The 26,480-nt window shown below is 54.7% G+C and carries 20 protein-coding genes and 1 tRNA gene; 14 read left to right on the plus strand and 7 right to left on the minus strand.

What is annotated here, in order from left to right; all coding sequences use genetic code 11:
- Positions 1 to 2: 2 nt before the first annotated feature.
- Complete coding sequence (locus M0646_RS06780) at positions 3 to 674, minus strand: hypothetical protein (RefSeq protein ID WP_286649431.1); 672 nt, start codon at positions 672 to 674, stop codon at positions 3 to 5.
- A gap of 195 nt (positions 675 to 869) precedes the next feature.
- Between M0646_RS06780 and rpe the strand changes: the two genes are divergently transcribed.
- A complete protein-coding gene (gene rpe / locus M0646_RS06785) occupies positions 870 to 1,565 on the plus strand; it encodes a ribulose-phosphate 3-epimerase (RefSeq protein WP_250681659.1) in 696 nt (231 codons plus the stop codon).
- On the opposite strand, the gene thiO is transcribed toward rpe, so the two are convergent.
- Positions 1,562 to 2,668 (minus strand): glycine oxidase ThiO, encoded by a 1,107-nt coding sequence (gene thiO / locus M0646_RS06790; RefSeq protein WP_286625044.1) that lies wholly within the window; start codon positions 2,666 to 2,668, stop codon positions 1,562 to 1,564. The two genes, rpe and thiO, sit on opposite strands and share 4 nt — an antisense overlap.
- Before the next feature lie 177 nt (positions 2,669 to 2,845).
- Here thiO and M0646_RS06795 point away from each other — a divergent pair, with 177 nt between their 5' ends.
- The 7 genes from M0646_RS06795 to hmpF all read left to right on the plus strand — a co-directional run bounded on the left by M0646_RS06795 (position 2,846) and on the right by hmpF (position 12,972).
- Positions 2,846 to 3,355 (plus strand): TIGR02652 family protein, encoded by a 510-nt coding sequence (locus M0646_RS06795; RefSeq protein WP_149819327.1) that lies wholly within the window; start codon positions 2,846 to 2,848, stop codon positions 3,353 to 3,355.
- Positions 3,356 to 3,357: 2 nt separating this feature from the next.
- Positions 3,358 to 4,344, plus strand: a complete 987-nt coding sequence (thiL, locus tag M0646_RS06800) for a thiamine-phosphate kinase (RefSeq protein WP_315863026.1) — start codon at positions 3,358 to 3,360, stop codon at positions 4,342 to 4,344.
- Between the two features lie 221 nt (positions 4,345 to 4,565).
- On the plus strand, positions 4,566 to 7,985 hold the full coding sequence (locus tag M0646_RS06805) for a phycobilisome rod-core linker polypeptide (RefSeq protein WP_149819331.1): 3,420 nt from the start codon (positions 4,566 to 4,568) through the stop codon (positions 7,983 to 7,985).
- Between the two features lie 249 nt (positions 7,986 to 8,234).
- Positions 8,235 to 8,978 carry a response regulator transcription factor RpaB gene (gene rpaB / locus M0646_RS06810; RefSeq protein WP_149821735.1) on the plus strand — a complete coding sequence of 248 codons (744 nt, stop codon included), beginning with the start codon at positions 8,235 to 8,237 and terminating at the stop codon, positions 8,976 to 8,978.
- Between the two features lie 18 nt (positions 8,979 to 8,996).
- Complete coding sequence (locus M0646_RS06815) at positions 8,997 to 9,797, plus strand: hypothetical protein (protein ID WP_149819333.1); 801 nt, start codon at positions 8,997 to 8,999, stop codon at positions 9,795 to 9,797.
- 5 nt (positions 9,798 to 9,802) lie between these two features.
- Positions 9,803 to 10,999, plus strand: a complete 1,197-nt coding sequence (locus tag M0646_RS06820; RefSeq protein WP_149819335.1) for a homocysteine biosynthesis protein — start codon at positions 9,803 to 9,805, stop codon at positions 10,997 to 10,999.
- A 287-nt stretch (positions 11,000 to 11,286) separates the two neighbouring features.
- Positions 11,287 to 12,972 carry a pilus motility taxis protein HmpF gene (gene hmpF / locus M0646_RS06825; protein WP_149819337.1) on the plus strand — a complete coding sequence of 562 codons (1,686 nt, stop codon included), beginning with the start codon at positions 11,287 to 11,289 and terminating at the stop codon, positions 12,970 to 12,972.
- Between the two features lie 3 nt (positions 12,973 to 12,975).
- Here the strand turns inward: hmpF and M0646_RS06830 are convergent, their stop codons facing one another.
- Positions 12,976 to 14,028, minus strand: a complete 1,053-nt coding sequence (locus M0646_RS06830; RefSeq protein ID WP_149819339.1) for a tetratricopeptide repeat protein — start codon at positions 14,026 to 14,028, stop codon at positions 12,976 to 12,978.
- A gap of 181 nt (positions 14,029 to 14,209) precedes the next feature.
- Between M0646_RS06830 and M0646_RS06835 the strand changes: the two genes are divergently transcribed.
- The gene (locus M0646_RS06835; protein WP_286625052.1) at positions 14,210 to 16,204 is read left to right on the plus strand and encodes an elongation factor G; all 1,995 of its coding nucleotides are present in this window, start codon (positions 14,210 to 14,212) and stop codon (positions 16,202 to 16,204) included.
- Here M0646_RS06835 and M0646_RS06840 read toward each other — a convergent pair.
- Positions 16,201 to 17,049, minus strand: a complete 849-nt coding sequence (locus M0646_RS06840; RefSeq protein ID WP_286649432.1) for a glycosyltransferase family A protein — start codon at positions 17,047 to 17,049, stop codon at positions 16,201 to 16,203. The two genes, M0646_RS06835 and M0646_RS06840, sit on opposite strands and share 4 nt — an antisense overlap.
- Positions 17,050 to 17,149: 100 nt before the next feature.
- Here M0646_RS06840 and M0646_RS06845 point away from each other — a divergent pair.
- A tRNA-Glu gene (locus M0646_RS06845) sits at positions 17,150 to 17,222 on the plus strand.
- Positions 17,223 to 17,318: 96 nt separating this feature from the next.
- The gene (locus M0646_RS06850) at positions 17,319 to 18,482 is read left to right on the plus strand and encodes a pyridoxal phosphate-dependent aminotransferase (RefSeq protein ID WP_286649433.1); all 1,164 of its coding nucleotides are present in this window, start codon (positions 17,319 to 17,321) and stop codon (positions 18,480 to 18,482) included.
- Here M0646_RS06850 and M0646_RS06855 read toward each other — a convergent pair.
- From M0646_RS06855 to M0646_RS06865, 3 genes are read right to left on the minus strand one after another with little or no spacing between them, the layout of a single operon-like run.
- Positions 18,479 to 19,081, minus strand: a complete 603-nt coding sequence (locus tag M0646_RS06855) for a Uma2 family endonuclease (RefSeq protein WP_149819347.1) — start codon at positions 19,079 to 19,081, stop codon at positions 18,479 to 18,481. The two genes, M0646_RS06850 and M0646_RS06855, sit on opposite strands and share 4 nt — an antisense overlap.
- A 44-nt stretch (positions 19,082 to 19,125) precedes the next feature.
- Positions 19,126 to 20,022, minus strand: a complete 897-nt coding sequence (locus M0646_RS06860; RefSeq protein ID WP_286625054.1) for an ROK family protein — start codon at positions 20,020 to 20,022, stop codon at positions 19,126 to 19,128.
- The gene (locus M0646_RS06865) at positions 20,019 to 21,386 is read right to left on the minus strand and encodes an LCP family protein (RefSeq protein WP_286649434.1); all 1,368 of its coding nucleotides are present in this window, start codon (positions 21,384 to 21,386) and stop codon (positions 20,019 to 20,021) included. Before M0646_RS06865 ends, M0646_RS06860 begins: the two co-directional genes overlap by 4 nt.
- 193 nt (positions 21,387 to 21,579) lie before the next feature.
- Here M0646_RS06865 and obgE point away from each other — a divergent pair, with 193 nt between their 5' ends.
- The 3 genes from obgE to M0646_RS06880 are packed head-to-tail and all read left to right on the plus strand — an operon-like array spanning position 21,580 to position 26,434.
- On the plus strand, positions 21,580 to 22,590 hold the full coding sequence (obgE, locus tag M0646_RS06870) for a GTPase ObgE (RefSeq protein WP_149819353.1): 1,011 nt from the start codon (positions 21,580 to 21,582) through the stop codon (positions 22,588 to 22,590).
- A gap of 38 nt (positions 22,591 to 22,628) precedes the next feature.
- Entirely contained in the window at positions 22,629 to 25,160 is a 2,532-nt protein-coding gene (locus M0646_RS06875; RefSeq protein WP_286649435.1) for a CHAT domain-containing protein, read from the plus strand.
- A 2-nt stretch (positions 25,161 to 25,162) separates the two neighbouring features.
- On the plus strand, positions 25,163 to 26,434 hold the full coding sequence (locus M0646_RS06880) for a HAMP domain-containing sensor histidine kinase (protein WP_315863027.1): 1,272 nt from the start codon (positions 25,163 to 25,165) through the stop codon (positions 26,432 to 26,434).
- Positions 26,435 to 26,480 lie beyond the last annotated feature (46 nt).

A 26,480-nucleotide genomic window follows, 5' to 3' on the forward strand; every position in this document is an offset into this window, starting at 1 on the left:
CCCTAGATTGCTGGTGGTGTTGCCCCTTGCGCAGTGGCGGGCTGACCGACCGTAAGGCGCACCGTTTGACCAAATTGTTCTAAAACCACTGCGGGTGTGGTGTCATAGGCATCAATGGCCCGCACAAGCACATTGCCAGCGATTGTATCCCCCACCTGCACCGTACGGGTGACATTCTCTTTGGGTGAGCGAATAATTGCCTGTAGGCGACCATTTACGGCAGCCACACCAAAAACCTTCACCGCTTGGGCGTCCACTGGTGGGGGCGGTGGCGGGGGGGGTGTCGGTCGGCTAGCGGTACCACCCGTACCTGCACCATTGCCCACTGTTCCAGCAGTGCCATTGCCACCCCCTTCAACCGTGCCACCATTTTCCATGCCACCATTCTCAACACCACCCGTGTCTGGTAGCGGAACAGGCTCAAAAGGATTCGGGCGACCAATATTCGAGAGTCCCTCAATGTAGGTTTTGGGGTTGGTGGGTGGGGTTAAGGCGGCAACTGCAGATCCAGCGGTACCGGGTTCGGTGGGTTCAGGGGTGGTGGGAGCGGCTGCGGGGGGAGCAACGGGTTGATCCGTAATTTCTGTTTCAGTGACCATGAAGCCACAGCTACTCATTGTTGAGGCCAGCAACCCGGCTGCAATGGTAATGATCTTGGTGCGCTGTTTGAACATTTGGTGTCTCACCCTTGGATGATGGTCTGGTGGTGCAGACGTGCTCTTTGTTGCCTACTATAAAATGTACCGTTGGCTGGCAGTGGCTATGCATAGGCAGTTGCCAAAGTGGTCTTTGCAGTGCAGAGTTGCTGTGGGGGCGATCGCTCGGTACACTGGGAACAACTGTAACGTTATTTACGGAATCAATCGGTCATGAGTGCTAAGCCCGTCGTGATTGCTCCCTCCATTCTCTCTGCGGACTTCAGTCGTTTGGGTGAAGAGATCCAAGCGGTGGATCGGGCGGGAGCCGACTGGATCCATGTCGACGTCATGGATGGTCGTTTTGTTCCCAATATCACGATTGGGCCATTGATTGTTGAGGCGATTCGCCCCTTGACCCAAAAGCCCCTCGATGTGCACTTAATGATCGTCGAGCCAGAAAAATATGTGGCCGATTTTGCTAAGGCCGGTGCAGATATTATCTCTGTCCATGCTGAACACAATGCCTCGCCTCACCTGCATCGCACCCTTTGTCAAATCCGCGAACTGGGCAAACAGGCAGGGGTAGTACTCAATCCCTCTAGCCCTCTTGAACTCATTGAGTACGTCCTCGATGTTTGTGACCTCGTCTTGATTATGAGTGTCAACCCCGGCTTTGGGGGCCAGAAATTTATTCCAGCGGTTTTGCCAAAAATTCGGCGACTACGGCAACTGTGCGAAGAGCGCGGCCTAGACCCATGGATTGAAGTGGATGGCGGCCTCAAGGTGGACAATACGTGGCAAGTTCTCGAGGCCGGTGCCAATGCCATTGTGGCCGGTTCAGCGGTCTTCAAGGCACCGGATTACGCAGCAGCGATCGCGGGCATCCGCCATAGCAAACGTCCTAGTCCTGAGTTGGTGACTGCTTAGGCACTGGTTGCTGACGGCGTTTGAAATCGCTGCCACGAAAAGGCTTTCAGGTGGCGATCGCCCGTCCGATGCAAAATCAAGTTGGCCATCAGCTTCGCTGTAATCGGGGCAAGCAAAATGCCATTACGGTAATGCCCCGTTGCCAAGTAAAGATTGGTCGCTGGCCCTTCCCCCAAAATCGGTAAATCATCGGGGGTGGCTGGACGATAGCCCCACCACGTATCAATCACCTCGTAACTGGCCAACTCTGGAATAACGGCGGTGGCACGATTCAGCAGTGCTTGCAGGCCAGCAACCGTCGTTCCTTCTTGGAAACCCACATCCTCACTGGTGGCACCCACCACCACTTTGCCAGAGCGACGCGGCACGAGATAGAGTTGATCGCCAAAGATCACATGGTTGAGCAGGGGTTGCCCCGGCGGTTTTAGGGCTAACATTTGCCCCTTGCGGGGGGTGACGGGTAGGGGAAGTAGGCTTTGTACCCATGCGCCTGTGGCCAGAATATAAATCCCCGCAGACCAACGCCCGCGATCGCTCTCCAAGGCTGTAATCTCCCCTTGGGGGGTTTGCTGAAACCGCTGGACACTAATGCCCTCAATCACTTCGATTCCTAGAATGCGAGCGGCACTCACCAAGACCTTGGCCAAGTTGCGGGTATTCACCTGCCCATCTTGGGGAAACCACCAAGCCCCTAGGACACTCTCCGCAAAGCCCGGTTGATAGTTCCCAAGTTCAGACGCATCGAGCCAGCGGCTGTCGGCTTCCATGGGGTGGGCGCGATCGCGCTGCCGCTCATCGGTCACGGGTGCCAAAATACCACAGGGCCAGTAGCCCGCATCCATGCCCGTCAGTTGCTCAAGCTTATCAATCCAACTGGGATAGAGATTGCGGCTTGCCGTACACAAATTCCACATGGCGCCTGCGGGCAAGCCTTCTGCTTGGGGGGCTAACATTCCCGCTGCGGCATGGAGCGCTGCTTCCCGAAACTGGCGGCTGAGAACGGTGGGTCGTGCCCCCCGCAATGCCAATTCGATGGCGATCGCCAGCCCCATGGTGCCGCCACCAATAATCAAAATGTCTCGCTGCTCATCCCCAAGGATCATTCTTGACGCTTCAATCCCAATTTACGCATTTCTTTATCTTGGCACCTGCCACTCCTTAAAGGGTAGCCCAAACCACCCACTTGAGAGGGAACGGCGCCTTGTTTTCCGCTCCTGAAGTCAACTCGTTATAATAAGGGCGATCGCGGTGGATTTGCTGCCGCTATGTGGTAACTGTTCATGATCTCATCCGGCTCTCACTACCCGATCTTTGGTCCTGAAATCCGTTGTCCCCACTGTCGGCAAGTCATTCCCGCCCTGACCCTCACCGATACGTACCTGTGCCCGCGCCACGGTCCTTTTGAAGCCGATGCCAAAACGGGGGAATTAATGCACCTACAATCCGGCCGCATTTGGCGCCTCTGGGACGGCGAATGGTATCGCCAGCACACCCACCCCGACGGGATTCGCTTTGAAATTCACGATGCCCTCGATCGCCTCTACACCCAAGGCTACCGTGCCACCAAAGTCATTATTGCCGAACGCTATCGGGATCTCTTTTGTGCCTACCTCGAACGCAGTACCCCTTGGCGAGGCCCCACAGATCCCCAAATGCTGCGCCTCTTTGGTTTGCCCGTTGAGTTTAGCCCCCCCGCTAGCCAAGAGGAGCGCTGGGATGTGATTAACTTTGATCTCGAAAAAGAACCCGGCGCCCCCATTCGCCCCCCCTATTTTCGGATGTTTGACTAGTGATGCTCACCCTCGCCGACTGTGGCGAACTGGAATTGATTGAGCGCCTGCGCCCCTATTGCCACAGGGAATTGATTGGCGATGATGCAGCGGTTTTGTCGCTACCCCTTGGGGAGCAACTGATTGTGAGTACCGATGTCCTAGTGGAGGGGGTGCACTTTAGTTTAGGCATGGGCGATACCCCTGTGACCATGACGCCGGTGGATGTGGGCTGGCGATCGCTGGCCGCCAATTTATCCGACCTTGCAGCCATGGGGGCATTGCCCTTGGGGTTAACGGTGGGTCTCGCGGCACCGCGCAACTGTCCTGTGGCAACGATTGAGGGCATTTACCAAGGGATGGCTGCCTGTGCCCAAGCCTACGGCACTAGTATTATCGGTGGTGATACCTGTCGCTCTAGCGTTCTCAGTCTCAGCATCACGGTCTTGGGCAGTGCGCCGCCAGAACGGATTATTTATCGCGATCGCGCTCGGGTGGGGGATGTCATTGTCGTGACGGGGGTTCATGGTGCCTCCCGCGCTGGTCTCGAGTGCCTTTTGTATCCGCAGTGGGCCAGTACTGTGTCCGCAGAACTACGGCAAGCGTGGATTCAAGCCCATCAACGCCCCCAACCGCGATTGGATATTGTCCAATGGTTGCGCCAACAGGTGCCCCCGCCGCGTCTGGCTGGCATGGATAGTAGTGATGGTCTAGCGGCTGCCGTCTTGCAACTCTGTCAAGCCAGTGGGGTGGGTGCGATTCTTTGGGCAGAGCAAATTCCGATGGTGGGCTATAGCGATCGCCCGCAGGCCTTGAACTGGGCCCTCTATGGCGGTGAAGATTTTGAGCTGGTGTTGTGTCTTGCCCCAGACTTGGCTCAAGAGCTCTGTAGGGCAGCGGGTGAGCAAGCCGCCATTGTTGGGGAAATGATTCCTGAAAAGAAAGTGCAACTCAAGCTCAATGGTGAATTATTGCCCCTGCAGCCCGATCAACTTTTTCAGCACTTTTAGGCGATCGCTTGAGGGGGCGGATTAGTTGCCTGAAGCAGGCATGGGTGTTGAGGTCGGGCACCGCCGTCAAGGAATATTACAAAAATTCATAAAGCTTGGGGGCGATCGCCGATAAATCCCCATAAATTTATACATTTCTTAAAAAAATACCGAGCTACCCCCGAATCGTTCTAATCTAAGTTAGCGCGTTAACTAAAAGTAAAGGGAGCCTCTTAGTAACCATGGTTGTCAAAGCAAGTGGTGGAAGCTCGGTTGCCCGCCCGCAACTTTATCAAACAGTCCCCGTTTCAACGATTATCCAAGCCGAACAGCAGGATCGCTTCCTGAATCGGGGTGAACTGGATGAACTCGCTGTTTATCTGCGCTCTGGGGCAAAACGCCTTGAAATTGCCACCACCCTCACCCGCAACGCCGACATCATTGTTTCCCGTGCTGCCAACCGCATCTTTGTCGGTGGTTCCCCCATGGCCTTCCTCTCCCGTCCCCAAACTGAAGAAGCCCCCCAATTCACCACTGGGGCAAGGGGCGAAGCCATTGACATGAAAGAAGCTATGAAGTTGGGAACCGCAACCTATGTGGACACCCGTGGTGGATTCCTAGAGGGCTTGCGCTCCGTCTTTAGTGCCTCTGGTGGTGGTGCACCCGTGGGCTTCAAGCCGATCAACATTGCCCGCTATGGCCCTGCCCGCATGGAAAAATCCCTGCGCGACTTGGATTGGTTCCTCCGCTATACCACCTATGCCATTGTGGCTGGCGATCCCAACATTCTGGCGGTGAATACGCGCGGCTTGCGAGAAATTATTGAGGCTGCTTGCTCCACTGATGCCACCATTGCTGCCCTACAGGAAATGCGGCGGGCGGCTCTTAGCTACTTTGAAAAAGACGCCGAAGCCAAGGGCATTGTGGAAACCTACTTTGAAGTTCTGATCAACGAATTTATTGCCCCTGCCCCCTCCGATAAAGTGCGGCAGCGCAACTCCACGGATCTTCAAGGTCTGCAACTACCCCAGATTTACTTCAATGCCGCCGAACGCCGTCCCAAATTTGTGATGAAGCCGGGGCTATCCGCTGCCGAGAAAAACGAAGTGGTCAAAGCCGCCTATCGGCAAATCTTTGAACGCGACATCTCCCGTGCCTACGGCTTGGGCATCTCTGACCTAGAATCCAAGGTGAAAAATGGCTCCATCTCCATGAAGGAGTTCATCCGCCAACTGGCCAAATCGCCCCTCTATCGCAAAAACTTCTACGAACCCTATATCAACAGCCGTGCCCTCGAACTGGCCTTCCGCCATATTTTGGGTCGTGGGCCTTCGAGCCGTGAGGAAGTGCAAACCTACTTTGCCATTATTTCCAAAGGGGGTCTTCCAGCCTTAGTGGATGCCCTTGTGGATTCCAAGGAATACAGCGACTACTTTGGTGAAGAGACGGTGCCCTATCTGCGGGGTCTGGGTCAAGAGGCTCAAGAGTGCCGCAACTGGGGTGCCCAACAGGATCTCTTCAAGTACAGTGCTCCCTTCCGTAAAGTCCCGCAATTCATCACCACCTTTGCCGCTCAGGATCAGCCGCTGCCGGATCAACACCCCTACGGTGCGGGCAACGATCCCTTGGAAATTCAGTTTGGCGCCATCTTCCCAAAAGAGAAGAAAAATCCCAATGCTCGCCCCCAACCCTTCAACAAAGACACCCGCCGCATTCTCATTACGCGCGGGCCAGGGATCAACAATCAGGTGAGCAATCCCGCAGCGCGTGGGGTCGCCCCCGGCAGCCTAGGGCCCAAAGTCTTCAAACTGGATCAGCTGCCCAGCATCAATGCCCGCATTGGCAAACGCTCGATCGCCACGGGCGGCGACAGCGTCAAATTTGCTGAAAGTTCGACCCAGCGGGTGATTCGTGCCGCTTATCTGCAAGTCTTTGGCCGCGATGTCTATGAAGGGCAGCGCCAAAAAGTGGCCGAGATCAAACTGGAAAATGGTGAAATCTCTGTGCGTGAATTTGTGCGGATTTTGGCCAAGTCAAACCTCTTCCGCAGCCTCTACTGGACACCGCTGTACGTCACGAAGGCGATTGAATATATTCACCGTCGCCTCTTGGGTCGTCCCACCTATGGTCGCCAAGAGATGAATGCCTACTTCGACATTGCCTCGAAGAAAGGTCTCTATGGCTTGGTGGATGCAATCATTGACAGCCAAGAGTACAGCGAAGCCTTTGGCGAAGATACGGTTCCCTACGAGCGCTACATTACGCCCCAAGGTTTGGCTCTGCGATCGCTCCGCGCTGGCACGATTGGTGAAACTGGCGTACCCCCTGAAAAAGAAGAAACACCTCGCTTTGTCGAACTGGGGGCGGTGACCGAACTGCGAACCGAGCCAGCAATTGAATTCCGTGCCAATCAAGGGGTGAGCAAGCGCCGCGACCAAACCAAGGTCTTTAAGCTCACGGATCTCAATGACAAGCAAAATCTGCAACTAGTGATTCAGGCGGCCTATCGTCAGGTCTTTGAGCGGGATGTGGCGCCCTACATTGTCCGCGATGAATTTACCGCCCTTGAATCGAAGCTCAGCAACGGCGAGATCACCCTCAAGGAGTTTATCGAGGGCTTGGGTTGCTCGGAACTCTATCAGAAGGAGTTCTACACCCCCTACCCCAACACCAAGGTGATCGAACTGGGCACCAAGCACTTCTTGGGTCGGGCGCCCCTTGATCAAGCGGAAATTCGCCGCTACAACCAAATTCTTGCCACCCAAGGCTTAAAGGCCTTTGTCCAAGCCCTCGTCAGTAGTGCTGAATACGCTGAAGCCTTTGGTGAGGATACGGTGCCCTATCGTCGCTTCCCCACCCTGCCGGCGGCCAACTTCCCCAACACTGAGAAGCTGCACAATCAACTCACGAAGCAAAGTGATGCGATTGTCGTGCCCAGCTTCGCACCCGTGAAACCTCGCCTCGATAACACGAAGCTGCCGCTCCTCAGTCGGGCGATCGCTGAGCAAGAGGCAAAAGCGCGTCAAGCGGATCCCAGCAAACCCCGCTTTATCGAATTGGGACGCTCCTTCCGCAATGGCGATGGTCAATCAGTGGAAGTGGGGGTCGGTACCAGCCGTCGCCGTCCTGCTCGCATTTTCCGCATGACCGTGGGTGCCCCTAGTGCTGAAGTGGAACTGCTGATCAATGCCATCTACTGCCAAGTGATGGATGTCTTCAGTGGCCAAGTGCCCAGCCAGTTCCGGCGCCCTGATCTCGAGAGCCGCCTGCGCAACGGTGAAATTACCGTCCGCGAGTTTGTGCGTACCTTGGCCAGCTCGGAGATCTATCGCAACCGCTTCTACACCCCCTATCCCAACACCAAGGTGATTGAATTCCTCTTCCGTCACCTCCTCGGTCGCGCCCCGGCCACCCAAGCGGAAATTCGCCAATACAACAAAATCTTGGCGGATCAAGGCCTCAAGGCTGCTGTCGAAACGATGGTGAATAGCCCTGAGTACAGCCGCTACTTTGGCGAAGATGTCGTGCCCTACAAACGCTTCCCCACCCTGCCAGCGGGCAACTACATTGGCAGTGTCAAGGCCGATGCCGACTTGGTGAAGCAGTCTTGGTCAAGCCTCTCGCCCTCGTTGGTGGGGATTCAGCCAAGCCACCGCGACTAGGGAACGCTGCCACTAACCACTGGTGAATCAATACACTAGCGGATGCTCTTGCAGGGGTGTCCGCTTTTTTTCTCGACAAGACCACGTTAAAATATCTTAAAGATTTTCAATTCTGAAAAATCGGCAAAATCCCGTCCTAGTGAGGGCTGGGAGTCTTTCTATAGCCAGTAAAAAAATGATAGAGTACAAAAAATTCACATTTTAATTTCTATCCATTACTGTCCTCATTGAGTAGGAGTGTCCGTTACTTTGGAGAGCCACAAAGAAAAGATACTCGTTGTTGATGATGAAGCGAGTATTCGCCGCATTTTAGAAACTCGGCTGTCAATGATTGGCTATACCGTCGTCACTGCTGCCGATGGCGAGGAAGCCCTGACCACATTTCGGCAGGAGCAGCCAGATTTAGTAGTGCTTGACGTGATGATGCCCAAACTAGATGGCTATGGCGTCTGTCAAGAACTGCGCAAAGAATCCGATGTCCCCATTATTATGCTCACTGCCCTTGGCGATGTCGCCGATCGCATTACGGGGCTGGAACTGGGCGCCGATGATTATGTGGTCAAGCCCTTTTCCCCCAAGGAGTTGGAAGCCCGCATTCGCTCGGTGCTGCGACGCATTGAGAAAACCAGCACCTCTGGTATCCCTAGCTCTGGGGTGATTCAGGTGGGCAATATTCGCATTGATACCAACAAGCGCCAAGTCTATAAAGGGGATGAGCGCATTCGCCTCACGGGTATGGAATTTATGCTCTTGGAATTGCTGGTGGGTCGCTCGGGGGAACCCTTCTCACGGGGAGAAATTCTCGAGCAGGTGTGGGGCTACACGCCAGAACGCCATGTGGATACGCGGGTGGTGGATGTCCACATTTCCCGCTTGCGGGCTAAGCTAGAGGAAGACCCCAGTAATCCAGAATTAATTTTGACAGCACGGGGAACAGGCTATCTCTTTCAGCGAATTACTGAACCGGGAGAAGCAAGCAACAAAAATTCCTAACTGGCTTGAGGGTGAGCCATGCTTCAAAAACGCTGGCGCTGGTCAGAAGCTGTGGGTCTAGGTCTGACGGTTGTGGCCTTGAGCATTATTGCCTTTATGCAGCAGGATGCCCTGCGTCAGTTACAGGTTCAAACGGCAGAACAATTCACCGATGCCGAATATGAGCGCCAGAATGCCCAAACCATTACTCAAATGCGGCTTTTGGCAAATCTCCCTTCCTTTGGTTTTGACAATTTAGTTGCCGATTGGGCGTTTTTGCAATTTTTGCAGTTTTTTGGTGATTCCGCTGCCCGCCAAGTCACGGGTTACGACGATGCACCTGCTTTCTTTGAGGTGATTATCGCTAAAGACCCCCGCTTTGCCCCAACCTATCCCTATCTCTCGACGGCAATTACGGTGTATGCAGGACAGCCGCAAACCTCTGTGGCTTTGATGGATCGGGGTCTGGCAGCGATGGATCCCGCCTATCAACCGACAGCTTACTTGGCATGGGTATTTCGGGCGATGGATGAATTGCTCTTTTTGGGCAAGGGGCGAGCGGCAGCAGAGTCCTACGATCGCGCAGCGGCTTGGGCAGAAATGAATCCAGATCCACAAGTCCGCGCCGCAGCAGAGTATTATCGCTCGTTGGCACAAACCCTACGGCGGGATCCCGATAGTCGGATGGCGCAGATCAATGCTTGGATTTGGGCACTGGTGAATGCGGTCAGCGATCGCTCGCGGCAAACGGCGATAGAGAATATTGAACGCCTTGGGGGCAAGGTCTCACGGCTCCCCGATGGCACTTGGCAAATTCGCCATCCTGAAGATCTGCGGTAACGCCTGTGGAACGCACGATTGCCGAAATCAATGAAAAGATTACAGCAGGTAAAGCCACCGTTTGGACATTGGCAGAACTCAAAGCCCGCCTTGAAAGTCTGAGCATTGCGGAAGCAACCCGCCAAGTGGATGTGGTGACAACGGGTACCTTTGAACCCATGGAGTCCTCTGGGGCGATCCTTAACTTAGGCCCGACGGATCCGCCGATTAAACTGCGGCAGTGCTGGCTCGATGGCATTCCCGCCTATAGTGGTTTTGGCGCCGTCGATCTGTACTTGGGGGCAGCCCAATCCCTTGATCCCAATTCCGAAGCGGGCGAAGCCGACAGTCTGCGGGAGCGAGGGGGTGGCCATGTCATTGCCGATTTGATTGCAGGTAAAGCCATTCCCCTACGGGCAGTGGGCTATGTCACGGATTGTTATCCCCGCGCCAGTTTAGAAACGGTGATTAGCAAAGAGACGATCAATCAGTTCTATCTCTATAACCCCCGCAATCTTTATCAAAATTTTATTGTCGGTGTCAATGGTGGCGATCGCCCGCTCTATACCTACCTTGGTCCGCTGCAACCGCAACTGGGGAATGCCGTCTATGCCTGTGGCGGCGCCCTCTCACCTTTATTGAATGATCCCTACTTGCGACTGGTGGGGATTGGCACGCGCATTTTCCTCGGCGGCGGCATTGGTTATGTGGCGTGGGAAGGCACTCAACACTTCCCCTTGCAAAAACGGTTGGCCAACGACATCCCCATTGGTCCAGCGGCCACCCTTGCCCTGATTGGTGATGCCAAACAGATGGATCCCTTTTGGGTGCGCGGTTGCTATTTCAAGCACTATGGAGCGTCCCTGATGCTGGGGGTGGGGGTTCCGCTGCCGGTGTTGGATCAAGAGGTCATTGCCCGCTGTGCCATTCGCGATGAAGACGTGGTTGCCCCAGTTATTGACTTTTCAATTCCCCGCCGCGTGCGTCCCACCTTTGGCATGGTCAACTATGCTCAACTCAAGTCAGGCAAAATCAAGATTGAAGGCAAAACTGTGCGCACCGCTCCCCTGACGAGTCTTTACTTTAGTCAGCGCATTGCCGAAGTCCTCAAAGACTGGATCCACAGTGGTCGTTTTACCCTCACAGAACCCGTTGCCCCCCTGCCGCGCGATCGCGCCTTTCTGCCACAGCAACCTTGGATGCCCGCTGCCAGTGATGATTAATGACATTAATAACTTTTGGCGGGTAGCAACCCTCCTTTCGCTATAATGACCAATAGTTCAACCACCTTGGCCTTGGCAATTCTCCAGTCCCCGACCGAGTGATTCAGGCCACTGCTGAACGCTTGCCGATGGGTGTTTAATAAAAATATAGGGTTCTGGATTCCAGCGATCGCGGACAGACGAAAAGTTGCATCCTTCACTCACTTAATTCCGTCATGCGTATGATTACGGTTGTTGTATGTTCTAGTTGTGTGTCAGTCTCAGCGTTAGGGTAGAGGTCAAGGGCTGTGCAGTATCTCGCCGAGGTGATTAAAAAAACGGGTTTCATGGGGACGAAATCCGAGTTGAAGTTGTTGATGCGTGAGCAGTCGGGCTACTGGCACCCTGTCCCCCAAAACGAAGAAACCATTCCCTTTGACAACAGTCGTGACTACGGCAATGGTGTGTTGGTCTTTGTAGAAATGGCCGCCAACCGCCAGATTCAAAACGTGGATGAAGCAACGCGCCGTCTCACCGGTATCTTGCACGGCTTCACACGGATGCGTGAGCGGTTCCAAAGTCAAGAGGAAGAAATTGAGGGCTGGAAGCAATCCCTCTCCTATCAGGCGGAAGCTCTCAATCAACGGGAACAGGAATTTGAGCAGCGCAGAGAAGAACTCCAAGAACTAGAGGCGCAATTGGCCGGCGCTGAAGAGCAACTAGCACAACTCAACAAATTGCGAGAAGAATTGACCGTCGAGGAACAGCGGATTCAATCAGAGCGCCAAGCCCTTGAAAATTTACGCCACCAAGTGCACCAAGAGCAGCAGCGCTGGGAACAACTTAAATCAAGCCACAGCGTTGGCCTATCCCCAGAGCAAATTCGCCAAGTGGACTCGATTTTGCAGCAGTTGGCAGAGACCCTCAACAGTGGTGGGCGTCCTCAAATCGCGGAATGTTTTCAAATTTTAGACCAGCAGCAAGCCTTGCTGAGTCAATACTGGCAGCAACTAGAGCAACTGGAGCAGGAGCTGAGTCAACGGCAAGCTGCCCTAGAGGAACAACTGCAAGCCTTCCATGCAAAGGAGGAGACGTGGCGCACCGCTCAAGAACAATTTTGGCAAGACAGTCGAGCGATCGCCCTGCAGGAGGAACTCTGCCGCTACAAACAGTCCGTGCTTGAAAAAGAACGTCACCTCCTTGCCCAACAGGAGGAAATGATCCAGCAAATGCGCCAAGCCATGGTCAGTGATCTCACAGAGGCAGTGGATGTGAATGCCCTGATGAAAATGCCCATGGAGGAACTCGAAAAAGAAGTCGCCAACCGCGGTAATGACCTCAAACGTGCCTCTGCCTTTGTCAACGATCAAGAAGAAGAGCTAAAAATGGCTCTGGAGTCCTTGGCAGAACTGGAGCAAAAAGTCAAAGCAGCCAGTGATTTCGATCGCCTGCAACTGGCAGGAGAACTGGAGGACGAACGCCAGCGCTGTAATCTGCTCAATCAGGCGCTTGAAGGACAGCGGCAAAATATCCGTGAAAAAGAAGCGATCTACAAAATTCACAAACAAGTGCTAGAGGCGCGCAAAGATCCCGCCTCCCAACAGGGCATTAGCCTCATTCCCATCCTCAGTGAACTGGAGCGCCAGTTTCAAGAGTACAGTGTGGCTGTCAATCAACTCGCGGAAGAATTGCAGCAGGCCTATACTGATCTCGAAAGTCTGCGCCACGACCTTGAAGAGCGCCGCAAACTGCAACAGCAGCAAAAAGATCAACTCAGTCAAGAAGAACAGGCACTGATTGAAGAGCAACGGTTACTCGCTGCCAAGCGCGGCCAAGCGAATCTGCTGCGGGAGATTTTACAGCCCGTTCAAGATCGCCTCAATCACCTGCGCCAAGGCCTAGAGGGACTAAACCAAAATATCCTCAATGGCCGTCCCAGTGCTCTCATTTCTGAATTGCAGCAGGTCGTCATGAATCTAGGGCAGGGGGCTTAGTCGCTAATTGCGCTGCCGCATCGCGTCTCGGACTTTGGTTTCCCCTGCGCGGTTATTTTGCTCACGGTACAGTTTCAAAGCCACTTGATAGGCACTGCGAGCCTCCTGCCGCCGCCCTTGCGCTGCCAAGGCTTTGCCCAAGCGGTAAAATCCTTCGGGATCTCTAGGGTTGATCTGCGTGGCTTGACGATAAATGGCCGCCGCTTCAAGGGGGTTGTTCTGCTGCATTAACAACTCGCCAAAGCTAAAGTAGGTGGCTAGCCGTTCGGGTTGCAAAGTGATTAGGCGGCGATAGGTTTGAATGGCTCGCTCGGTTTGATTTGCAGCAGCCGCCAGTTCAGCCACCTGTTGTAGCAGATCCGCATCCCGCTGACCCAAGTTAGCCGCGCGATCAATCGCTTGCCAGCCATTGCTAGGATCGCCGGCGGCCAGAAGTGCCATCCCCAAGTTGAGTTGAATCGAGGCATTGCTAGGGGCAAGGGCTGCCGCCTGTTGCAGACTACTGAGGGCTTCAGGAATATTGCGTTGTTGGAGCAGCAAAACGCCTAATCCCTTTTGAGCCGCCCAATTGCGGGGGTCAAGACTGAGGGCGGAGCGGTAGGCCTGTATAGCGCCTTGGGGATCCCCCATGCGGGCGAGAATCACCGCCAGTCCTTCGTAGGATTGGGCATTACGGTTATTCAGGCGAATGGCTTGGCGGTAGGCGGCAGCAGCCCCGTGGTTTTCCCCCATCATCCCCAGACTGTAGCCGAGGGCATAGTAAAAATCAGCGTTTTGTTGATCCAGCTCAATAGCGCGTTGGTAGGCACGGGCGGCTTCGGCAAATTGTCCCTGCTGGGCATAGAGGTAGCCAATGGCAGAATGCACGCGGGGATTACGGCTCTCGCTCTGGAGCAGTTGCTGATAAATGGCCAAGGCTTGGGCATAGTTTCCTGCTTCCACTAGCCGTCGCCCTTCTTGCATCAGCGTGCTGACTTGGCTATTGGCGTGTACTGGCGATGCCATCCAAAGGCCAAGACTGGCAATACTAGCCCACAAAAGGGAATTGAAGCGCATCGTGAGTGAGTCCTCCTCGCAAACGTTAACCCCAACTTAACGGTTGTTTACAGCTCTCTTAAGAGATACTGCAAATTCCGCCAAGGGCGATCGCCAAGGGTTAAGAGATCTAGTTAAGGCAAACTAAGGCTCTATTCTGGACAATTTTGACCCGAATGGCAAATCAAAAGGTAGGTGTGTGATGGCGAGACGATGCAACATTGCCCTTGTGGGCAGCTACAACAGTGGCAAAACAACCCTTGCAGAAAGCATTTTGCGCCTTACCCACGCCACGAGCAGTAAGGCCAGTAGTCTTCTAGATACCAGCCCTGAGGCTCGCGATCGCCAAATGGGGGTGGAACTGAATGTCGTTCATACCCAGTATGGAGACTTGGAGCTGACGCTTCTCGACTGTCCCGGCTCGGTGGAATTGCTGCAAGAAACCCTCAATGCCCTCGTGGGGGTGGATATGGCAATCGTTGTCTGTGAACCCCTTAGCGATCGCGCCTTTACCCTAACCCCCCTGTTCAAATTCCTCGATGACTGGCAGATTCCCCATATTCTTTTTGTCAACAAGATGGAGCGCGCCCATGACCCCTACATGGAGATCCTCGCGGCCTATCGCCAAGTTTCCAGTCGCCCCTTGGTACCCCACCAGTACCCCATTTGGCAGGGGGATGATCTCTTGGGCTACATTGACTTGGTGACGGAGCAGGCCTATCACTATCATGCGGGGGCAGCGGCGGATTTAGTTCCCTTTCCTTCGGAATTACAAGCCGTTGAACAGGCGGCGCGGGCGGAGCTACTGGAGGCTCTAGCCAACTATGATGACCACCTTTTGGAAGAACTCCTTGAGGATATTGCGCCGCCAGAAAGTGAAATCATGGCGGATCTGCGCTGGGAGTTGGGAGCCGATTTAATTGTGCCCGTCTTTTTTGGCAGTGCGCAAACGGACTACGGTGTGCGCCCTCTATTGGCAGCCCTTGATCGCGAAGCACCCGATGCCACAGAAACTGCTGCCCATCGCCAGATCAATGGTGAGGAACCCCTCGCCCAAGTACTGAAGACCTTCTATCTACCCCAAGGAGGCGGCAAGCTCTCCCTCGTTCGGGTCTGGCAGGGTACCTTGACCGATGGTATGAGCTTGAATGGGGTGCGTGTGGGTGGTATCTACCGTGCCCAAGGTACACAACTGGAATCCTTGGGACAAGCCACAGCGGGGGACATCGTTCTCTTGGCGCGCCTAGAGGGCATTCGTACGGGTGAGACCCTCAGTATCAATGGTCAGGCGGTGCCTTTGCCCTGTGCCCCCCAACTAGAACCCGTCTATGCCTTGGCCATTACCCCCAGTAAACGCAGTGATGAGGTGAAGCTCACCAGCGCGCTGCAAAAACTTCTTGAGGAAGATCCGGCGCTGCGCTGGGAACAGCATGGCGATACCCATGAAATTATTCTCTGGGGACAGGGTGACATTCACTTGCAGATTGCCCTTGATCGCCTGCGCCGCAAATATAACCTACCGATGCAAACCCATCTCCCCCAAGTCCCCTACAAGGAAACCATTCGCCGCAGCACGAAAAACAGTCATGGCCGCTATAAACATCAAACCGGTGGCCACGGCCAGTTTGGCGATGTGTACCTCGATATTGCTCCCCTAGAACGCGGCAGCGGCTTTCAATTTAGTGAAACCATTGTCGGCGGCGTTGTGCCCAAGCAATATATCCCCGGTGTCGAGCAAGGGGTGCGGGAATTTCTCAACCAAGGACCGTTGGGATTTCCGATCGTGGATGTGGCGGTGACCCTCACCAATGGCTCCTATCACTCCGTGGATAGCTCTGAGCAGGCCTTTCGCCAAGCGGCTCGCCTCGCCATGCAAGCGGGAATTCCCCAGTGTGAACCGCAACTCCTAGAACCCATCATGGCAGTCCAAGTGTGGATGCCCCAAGCTTTTACGGCTAAGGTGATGCAGGCGTTGACGGGGCGGCGCGGTCAGGTTTTGGGCTACAGCAATAAGGAGGGTTGGCCCGGCTGGGAACAGATTGAGGCTTATTTACCCCAAGCAGAAATGCATGACTTTGTGGTGGAGTTGCGATCGCTGACAATGGGCACAGGTGGCTTCCATTGGCAATTTGACCATCTTCAAGAAGTACCGGAGAAACTGGCCGCGACGATTGTCCAGCGCCACAAAAAAGCCTAGGCCACCAGTTGAGCCGCCTTGGCCTGCAATTCCTGAAGTCGTGTGGCCATAATCTGCTGAATCTGCGCCTCCTGCTGGCGATCGCTCGCATCCAGATCATCGGCCACGGTACCGGGAGCGGCTTGGAATTTCTTGAGTTGACGGTCAAAGAAACTATTGGGAAAGCGGCGGTACTCAACGGTCTGCTGCTGGAGGCGGGCAGTGTGGCAAAACTGGTGCAGCCAATGGGCATAGGCCACATCCTCAGCCCCATAGCGAAATTGGCGAAACACCTCCTCTTCGGGAAAGCCGCCAATAAACTCATGGACTTCGCGGCGCACGGCGAGATTGAGCACCAGCGTTTGCTCGAGGCTTTTGTGCCAGTAGGGATGCAGGCGATCGCGACAATAGACCCCTGTGCGTACCGCCCCAAAATACGCTGGGGCATAGGGTGCTGGTAAAGGCTGATTCAACACCGATAGGGCTAAAAACAAATGCTCAGGGCGGTAGAGATCATCGGCATCACAGAAAAAAATCACCTCCCCTTTGGCCAAGCGCACCCCCATGTTCCGCGCTGCCGCAATCCCAATATTCGTCGGCAAGCCCACCAATTGTAGGGGCACTACATCCGGCCACTGGGCAGTTGCTACATCACAGGTGTGATCCGTAGAGCCATCGCTCACAAGGATCAATTCCCCCGCAGTGGCGTAGGGGAAGTGCTGTTGGAGGTAGCGGCAACTGGCGGCAATGCTCTCAAGGGTTTCCCGAAAGACCGTTTCTCCCCGCTGGGTCACCACATTGTAGGCGGGCATCACAATCGAGAAGGAACGTAGGCCAGCAAGTTCCACAGCAAGTCCCTCAGTCACTCGCCCTCATTTTCTCCCTAGGAGCGGCTGCGATGCAAAAATTTCCCAAGGTGTTGACAAACGCTCAGGGCATTCGCTACATTAACTAATGCTGAGTCTTGCCCCCATCGTCTAGAGGCCTAGGACACCTCCCTTTCACGGAGGCGACGGGGATTCGAATTCCCCTGGGGGTATCCTCCACTGGCAACCTCAACGTGAACGGTCGATATTTGATTCGCCGCTCCCCTGCCAAAGTGCCACAATACGGAAAGTAGTGCAGGAGACAAAGGATGGACTGGGCAACGCGGGTGATGCGGGTCACGCCGTCGGTAACGCTGGCGATTGATGCCAAAGCCAAGGCAATGCGCGCGGCTGGAGAGGATATCTGTAGCTTTAGTGCGGGCGAACCCGACTTTGACACCCCTGCCCACATTCGTGAGGCGGCAAAAACAGCGCTCGATCAAGGCAAAACCCGCTATGGTTCGGCGGCAGGGGAACCGGCCTTGCGGCAGGCGATCGCCACCAAGCTCAACAACGACAACCACCTGCCCTATCGTGCTGAAAATATTCTCGTCACCAATGGCGGCAAGCAGGCGCTCTTTAACCTGATGCTAGCCCTAATCAATCCCGGCGATGAGGTGATTATTCCTGCCCCCTACTGGGTGAGCTATCCAGAAATGGTGCACTTGGCTAGTGGCACGCCGGTGATTGTGACAACCACTGCGGAAACCGGCTATCGGATTACCCCTGCCCAGCTAGAGGATGCCATTACCCCCAAAACACGGCTCTTTGTCCTCAACTCCCCCAGCAACCCCACGGGCATGGTCTATACCCCCGAGGAAATTCGCGAACTAGCGGCAGTGATTGTGCGGCATCAACTGTGGGTGGTCTCCGATGAGATTTACGAGAAGATTCTCTACGATGGGGCTGAACACCTGAGCATCGGTGCTGTCAGTGAGGCGGCCTTTGAGCGAACCATTGTCTGTAGTGGCTTTGCCAAGGCCTATGCGATGACGGGTTGGCGTGTGGGCTATTTGGCAGGGGCAACCGATGTGATTAAAGTCGCCACGAAAATTCAGAGCCACAGCACCTCAAATGTCTGTACGTTTGCCCAATACGGTGCCCTTGCGGCTCTAGAGGGAAGTCAAGCCTGTGTGGCCGAGATGGTGGCCGCCTTCCGCGATCGCCGTGCCTGTATGTATGAACGCATTTCTGAGATTCCTCGCCTGCGCTGTCTCAAACCCCAAGGCGCCTTTTATCTCTTTGTGGATATTAGCGAAACGGGTTTAAGTTCCGTAGAGTTTTGCGATCGCCTGCTGGAGGAAGAAAAGGTGGCCACAATTCCCGGTAAAGCCTTTGGCATGGATGATCACATTCGCCTCTCCTACGCCACGGATTTGGCCACCATTGAAAAAGGCCTGACGCGACTGGCAAAATTTGTCGAGCGGCTCTAAATCCACAACCGCGCCATCGGTAGGAGAAACCCCGGCATCACCTCGCTGCAATCAACGACCTGGGGGGCGTCTAAAACAACCACGTCCTCTTGGGGACGATAGAGTTCCACTTGGCGGTCTTGGGAATTGATCAGCAGCCCCAAGCGCACCCCCAGTCGCCGATACTCCTGCATTTTGGCGCGTAAGCGGTCAATCGCATCCGAGGGCGATCGCAACTCAGCAACGAAATCCGGCACGATAGGGATAAAGCCCGTCAGATCAACCCCCTCTAGGCGGGGGCTAGCAATCCAAGAGACATCTGGGGAGAGTTTGCCGCCCCCCAAAGCTGTAAAGTCATAGCCCGTTGAGGAATCAAAGGCGCGCCCCAGTTGCGTTTGCCGGTTCCAAAGCCCCACTTCCACAATCAGCTCAAAATTTTGGGCACCCGTTTGCCCCCCCGTTGGCGGCATGACAATCAATTCTCCAGCCTTGGTCAATTCTAGGCGCAGATCAGGATTATCGCGGCAGAGCTGATCAAACTGCTCTGGGGTCACCTGCACCGTTGCATTGCGGACATTGAGCAGCAGCGGCGAGCTGTCCACGGGTGTTGTAGAAGTCATAACGGTTGATTTAAGCCGAATAACTTGATCCTAGCGAAGGCAACTTAGAGGTGGTCTTTCACATATTTCCACGCTAGTTTGGCTGCACCGACGATGCCCGCATGATTGCCAAGGGTGGCTCGCAAACAGTGGAGGTGATTGCGGGAGGTGGGCAGCACCCGCTCTTCCAATTCAGCAATCATCGAGGGAAAAAAGAGGTCACTGGCGGCACTAATCCCCCCACCAATAATCACTGCTTCGGGGGTGAGGACATACACAAGGCTCGCAATGCCAGCGGCTAATTCACGGCCATAGCTTTGCCAGAGGGCGATCGCCTCAGGGTCGCCATTGTTGGCTCGCTCTGCCATCTCATGGGGTTCACAGCCCCAGCGCCGCCGCAGGGCTTGGGCGGAAACATGTTGCTCAAGGGAACCGCGATTGCCACTGTTGCAGGGAGGTCCGTTGTAGTCGAGGGTAATCAGCCCCAACTCGCCGGCAGCACCATCCCGACCGACAAAGAGATCGCCATTGAGGATAATCGCACCGCCGACCCCCGTCCCCAAGGTCAGCAAAATTAAATCCTTAAACTGACTCCCTGCCCCTAGCCATGCTTCTCCAAGGCCAGCACAGTTGGCATCGTTACCAATCACGGTGGGTTTCCCCGTCAGATGTTCGAGGCTGTCGCTAATGGGCACTTCGTACCAGTCAAGGTTAATGGCACGGCGGGCAATGCGACCACTGGCATCCACAGGCCCCGGTATGCCCATCCCGATCGCCAACGCCCGATCCTCACCATCCAGTTCTTTAATCCCCTGCACAATGGCCTTAATCACCCGCTCTGGAAAGGGAGGCTGAGGGGTCGGCAACGTTAGGGTATTGAGGCAATCCCCCTTGGGACTAAAGCGCCCCATTTTGATGGCAGTGCCACCAAGATCAACACCAATCACGTAGGGTTCACTCACAGAGATTTTGTCAGTCTCAATTGCAGGCGATCGCGGGCATCGTCGCCCAGTTGAATCGTCACATCCGATGCTAGCACACCCGTACTCTCCACCCGCACTTCCCCAAATCCCAGCAATAACTGCACCCGACGCGCTGCCGCCAAATCCCCCTGCTGAGCAATGATCCGTGTAATCGGCATCGGTTGGGGCAATGGCTCTGCCACCAAAGGATCGGGGTAACCGGCGATTTGCAGTTGCTGACTCAGACGCATGACCCATGATTCTGGCAGGGTGGTATTTTGAATCGCAATCCGCACTTGGGCAGGGGGGGGCAGACCTGTCTCGCGCGGATCAGCAGTAGGGGTGTCGCGGAAATAGTGATCCGTTAGCCAAGCAATCCGTTGGTAATTGGGCAACCAATAGCTCACTTCCACTTCATCGGTGCTGCCATTAAAGTTCCCCGGCAGCATCAGAAACTCCACCCGCGATCGCGGCAAGCTAGTGAGGAATTGCCCCAAGCTCATCAGTTCCTCAACCGTTAAGTTGGTATCCAAGTTTTCGCGAATAATACTGAGAAGCTGGGGGGTACGGGCAAGGGTTTCGGGGCGAGCCGTTTGCTCCATTAGTGCCCGCAAAAACATCTGTTGTCGCTGCACGCGGCCAATATCGCCAAGGGCATCGTAGCGAAAGCGCAGAAATTGTAGGGCTTGGTTGCCATTCAGGTGTTGTCGTCCGGGCTGCAAATCAATGTAGAGGCGCTGACTGTCATCCCGATAGCGCATGGCTATGGGTACATCCACTGTCACCCCCCCAAGGGCATCAATGAGTTTCTCAATGCCTTGAACGTTAATGCGCAAATAGCGATCGATGGGCACATCCCCTAGCAAATCACTCACGGTTTCCGCCGCCAGTGCGGGTCCACCGAGGGCATTGGCTTCGTTGATTTTGGCATCCCCCCGACCCGGAATGAAGGTGAGGGTATCGCGGGGAATTGACAGCACCACTAACCGTTGCTGCACTGGATCAAAACGCACCAGTAGAAGTGAGTCCGATAGCCCCTCAACGGAATTCACTAGGGCATGGTAGGTAAGGTTGGGGTCGGGTGGTTCATCTAAGTCGGAGGTTAAGACCTTGGAGCCAATAAGCAGTAAATTCAAGGGTTGATGGAGCCTTGCCCCTGTCCAGCGATCGCCCCGTTGAAACACCTGCCACTCTCGACTGCTGAGCGATCGCTGCATGAGTGGTGTACTCTGACTCAATAGCCCCCACAGTGCCCCTAGGCTGCCGGAAATTAAGGCAACCCCTAGCCACAACACCAGTCGCCAAAATAAAACCCCTTCTTCAGGCGGAGCGGGTCGTCGTCGGCGTTGCCATCGAATAAACACTATTGCCTCGCCACACTAAAAATTCCCTTAAGCCTACCATATAGCCCTTATTCTCCTATGACGTACATCAAGCGTCTTCGATACGGAGTTTCACCCTTTGGAGTCTGTGCTATCCCCGTGAAAAGAACTGTCAACAAGTTGGCAAGATACAATACTCAAATATCCAACTCATACGCAACCGATTGCGGCCAAAATGCAATTTATTGACCTCGCCGAAATTCATGTCAAAGCTGGGAAGGGGGGCGACGGCATTATTGCCTTTCGCCGTGAAAAGTATGTACCTGCGGGAGGCCCCTCAGGGGGGAATGGCGGCAATGGTGGCTCGGTGATTCTCAAAGCAGTCTCCAATTTACAAACGCTGCTGGACTTTCGCTATGCCCATGTCTTCAAAGCGGACAACGGCCAACGGGGCGGGCCGAATAACCGTACGGGTGCCTGTGGTGCAGATTTAGTGATTGAAGTGCCCTGTGGCACCATGGTTTGGGATGCCGAAACCGAGGAATTACTGGGCGACCTCACCACCCCCGGTCAAACGCTGCTGGTGGCTAAGGGGGGCAAAGGGGGGTTAGGGAATAAGCACTTCCTTAGCAATCATCAACGGGCACCAGACTATGCCCTACCGGGGCTAGAGGGGGAAGAGCGGCATCTCCGGCTGGAACTCAAACTACTGGCGGAAGTGGGCATTATTGGCCTGCCCAATGCCGGTAAATCCACCCTAATTTCGGTGTTATCAGCAGCGCGACCGAAAATTGCCGATTATCCCTTTACAACCTTGGTGCCCAATTTAGGTGTGGTGCGCCAACCCAATGGTGATGGCACCGTGTTTGCTGATATTCCCGGTCTCATTGCCGGTGCCCATGCGGGTCTGGGGTTGGGGCATGAGTTTCTCCGCCATATTGAGCGTACCCGTCTGCTGCTGCACTTGATTGATGCCACGGCTGAGGATGTGGTGGCTGCTTACCAAACCATTCGCGATGAGCTAGTGGCTTATGGGCACGGCTTGGGCGATCGCCCGCAAATCATTGCCCTGAATAAAATTGATGCCCTAGAGGCTTCGCAAATTACGGCTATTCAAGAGACCCTCGCTGCCTATGCCGGTCAGCGGGTTTTTGCCATCTCTGCGGTGGCGCGTCAGGGGTTAGAGCTTCTCTTAGATGCCATTTGGCAGGAACTGGGGGTGAGCGTTTCCCATCAGTATTCTTGATTGTGACGGGTGCTGTTGAGGAACCACCGAGGAAAAAAATGAACACCAGAAGATGCCTTGTCCGGGGCGCGATCGCCCTTGGAAGTAGTCTGATTCTTAGTCTGTGTTCGCCAACTCTAGCCCAGCCATCCCCCCAGCAATTTCAGGAACTTGCCAATCAAATTGATCAACTGCGGGAACAAGGTAATGTGCAGGCTGCTATTCCCCTAGCAGAGCGCTTTGTGACCTTAGTGGAAAATACGCTGGGCAGCAACCATCCCTTTTTGGCAGCCAGTCTCAACGAATTGGCAAAGCTCCATGTTGAGCAGGGAAATTATGCAGCAGCACTCCCCCTCTATCAGCGGGCATTGACTATCTACGAGCGTGCTGGGGGGTCAGATCAACCAGAGGTGTCTGCAACACTCAATAACTTGGCCAATCTTTACGGTGCTCAAGGGAACTATGATACTGCGTTGCCAGTGTTTCAGCGGGCATTGGCGATCGCCGAAAAGACCCTAGGGTTCAATCATCCCGAAGTGGCGGTCATTCTCAATAACATCGGTCTCCTCTACACTGAGCAAAAAAAGAGTGCAGCCGCCCTGCCCTTGTATCAACGCGCCCTCAGGATCTTTGAGCAAACCCTTGGGGAGAAGAGTCCCTACGTGGCAACAACGCTGAACAACCTCGCAGCCCTGTATCGGGAACAAAAGAATTATGCTGACGCCTTGCCCTTGTACCAACGTGCCCTTCAGATTCGCGAACAAACGTTGCCCGCAGGTCACCCCGATATTGCTGCCAGCCTGAATAATTTAGCCACGCTCTATTTTGATCAGCGCAACTACGCAGCGGCACTGTCTCTCTATCAACGGGCGCTGGCGATCGCCCAATCCCGCCTTGGGGAAAGCCATCCCCATACCGCTGCTGCCCTAGGAAACCTTGCTGCGGTCTATTGGCAACAGGGAAATCTTACCCAAACCCTTGCCCTACTGCAAAACGTACAGGAAATTGAGGAAAAGAACCTCAGTCAGAATCTAATCGTTGGTTCAGAGGACTACAAGCGCAACTATCTAGGAACCTTTCAAAACAGTACCGATGCCATTCTCACGTTGCATCTCCAGAGTCTTCCCCACAATTCTGAGGCCACTGCCTTGGCCTTAACAACGATTTTGCGCCGCAAAGGGCGATTACTGGATTTTCTCAGCCAGAACCAAGCACGACTGCGACGGCAACTAGCGGCGCCAGATCAAGCGAAGCTCCAGCAACTCACCACATTGCGCACAACCATCGCTAAACTCGTTTTTGCTTCAGCAAAGCCAGCAGCTTTCTCCCAAGTGCAGCAACTTCAAGCCCAGGCCAATCAACTGGAAGCCGAACTGAGTCTGCGCAGTGCTAGCTTTCGCGAACTCACTGAACCAGTGACCATTGCTGCTGTGCAACGGGCGATTCCTGCCAATGGGGTGCTGGTTGAGTTTGTGCGCTATCGCCCCTACGACTTTAGCAAGCGGCAGTTTAGTGAGCCGCGCTATGGGGTCTATGTGTTGCCGGCTAGCGGCCCACCCATAGGCAAAGACATTGGTTCTGCGGCCGAAATTGATGCCCAAATACGCCAAGTCCGTTTGCGGTTGGCTGACCCCCGTTTGCCTAAATCCGAAGTTCAGCGGCCAGCTCAGACTTTGGCAGCGCAGTTAATCACACCCATTCTGCCGTGGATTGGGGCGGCCACCCATTTGCTCATTGCCCCTGATGGTGAGCTCAACACCATTCCCTTTCAGACGCTTGTGGATGCCCAAGGGCGCTACTTGGTGGAGTCCTATCTCATTACCTTGCTCACCTCAGGACGAGAACTGTTGCGTTTGCAATCCCAATCAGAATCTGCTGCTGTGCCTTTGATTGTGGCTGACCCCAGTTTTGATCATTCCTTTGGCAATGCCTCTGCCGCTTCCCCGGCGGTGCGCTCCCTTGACTTGCGGGGGTTGGCCTTTGCTCCTTTGCCGGGGACGGCTCAAGAAGCCCAAGCCCTCAGGGCACTCCTGCCCCAAGCGCGGCTGTTGGTTCAAGGGGCGGCCACCGAAGCAGCGGTTAAGGCGGCGAAGTCCCCAAAAATTCTCCACTTGGCTACCCACGGCTTCTTTTTAGCCCCGTCAGGAAACAGGGACATTCTGGAAAACCCCCTTTTGCGTTCGGGTTTGGCCTTGGCGGGGTTTAACCAACGCCAGAGCGGTTCAGACGTGGAGGATGGGGTACTGACGGCCTTAGAGGTGACCGGTATGAACCTGAGGGGTACGGAGTTGGTGGTGCTCTCAGCCTGTGATACGGGACGGGGGGAGGTGGTGAATGGGGAGGGGGTCTATGGATTGCGGCGAGCGTTTACATTGGCTGGGGCGCGATCGCAGGTGAGTACCCTATGGAAAGTGGATGATCAAGTAACCCGCGATATGATGGTGGCCTTTTACCAAAATCTGCGCCGAGGCATGGGGCGCACAGAAGCCCTGCGGCAAGTCCAGCTTCAGCGACTCAAGGATGAATCCCCCTACTATTGGGCGGCGTTTGTTTCCAGTGGTGATTGGTCTCCCTTAGCATTGCCCCGATGACGATGGTTCGTGCCATTCAATACCGTCTTGCACTGTGGTATGTGGGGGTAACGGCACTCCTGCTCCTCATCTTTGCCACGGGGTTCTTTTTCTATGTGCGGGGAACCCTGATCGAGCGCATTGATGACACCCTCAGCCACGTTGTTGAGGTGGTGAGTCGTTCCCTGATTATTGACACGGGCACGGCGGAAGCCATTGATTGGCAAACCAGTTTAGGCAGTAGTCCCCTTGCGGCACTGGAGGAGGATCACATTGACCTAGAGGGGTTTACTCCGGATCAGCAGTTGGCTTGGAGCACGTTTTCAGAACCCCTTGATCTGCCCTTGCATCTGAATCGGACAGCAGAAACGGTGCAGGTGGGGGAGGATCGCTGGCTACGGCAGATGACGGTGGCCTTAGTGGTGGGCGATCGCCTACTGGGCTATTTGCGGGTCAGCCATCCTTGGTTCGAGGTGACCCAGCCGAGTCAAGCCCTGCTCTGGGATCTGTTGGTTGGTATCACAATTACGCTGACCCTAGTGAGTATTAGTGGTTGGTTCCTGTCACGGCTGGCGATCGCCCCCCTGCAGCAGTCCTATGCTTATTTGAAGCAATTTACCGCCGATGCTTCCCATGAATTGCGCAACCCCGTGGCCCTCATTCAAACCAATGTCCAAGTCGCCTTAGCCACTGCGGATCCGGAAACCCAACGCCAACAACTCCTAGTCATTGAACGCCTTAGTCGCCGCCTCAGTCGCTTAGTGGATGATTTGCTCTTTCTGACTCGCCAAGATAGCGGCATGATTCCCCTGCAGGCCCAGCCCTGTCACCTTGATGCTATTCTCCTAGGGGTGATTGAGGAGCAAACACCTCTGATCCAGCAAAAACAACTGCAACTGGCGTTGGAGCTTGCGGATCCCCAGACCGCGGAGACAGAGGCCTATCGCCTGTGGGGCAACCCCGATCATCTCAGCCGCTTGTTAACCAATATCCTCAGTAATGCCGTGCAATATACCCCTGCGGGGGGTCAGATTCAAGTGAGGTTGGATCAGCAGGGTAAATTCTACCGTGTCGTAATTGCTGATAATGGACCGGGGATTCCCGCCAGTGAACTGCCCCGCCTGTTTGATCGCTTTTATCGCCTTCAGGGCACAAAGTCCGAAGGGACGGGTTTAGGGCTGGCGATCGCCCAATCCATTGTCAAAGCCCACCGCGGTCAGATTCAGGTGACTAGCGAAGTCGGTCAAGGCACCTGCTTTACGATTCTGCTGCCAGCGGAAATAAAAGAGATCTAGATCGCTGGTACGATCATCGCCAGAGTTATCCCCAAATCAGTCAGTT

Source organism: Thermosynechococcus sp. B3 (assembly GCF_030323045.1).
GTDB lineage: Bacteria > Cyanobacteriota > Cyanobacteriia > Thermosynechococcales > Thermosynechococcaceae > Thermosynechococcus.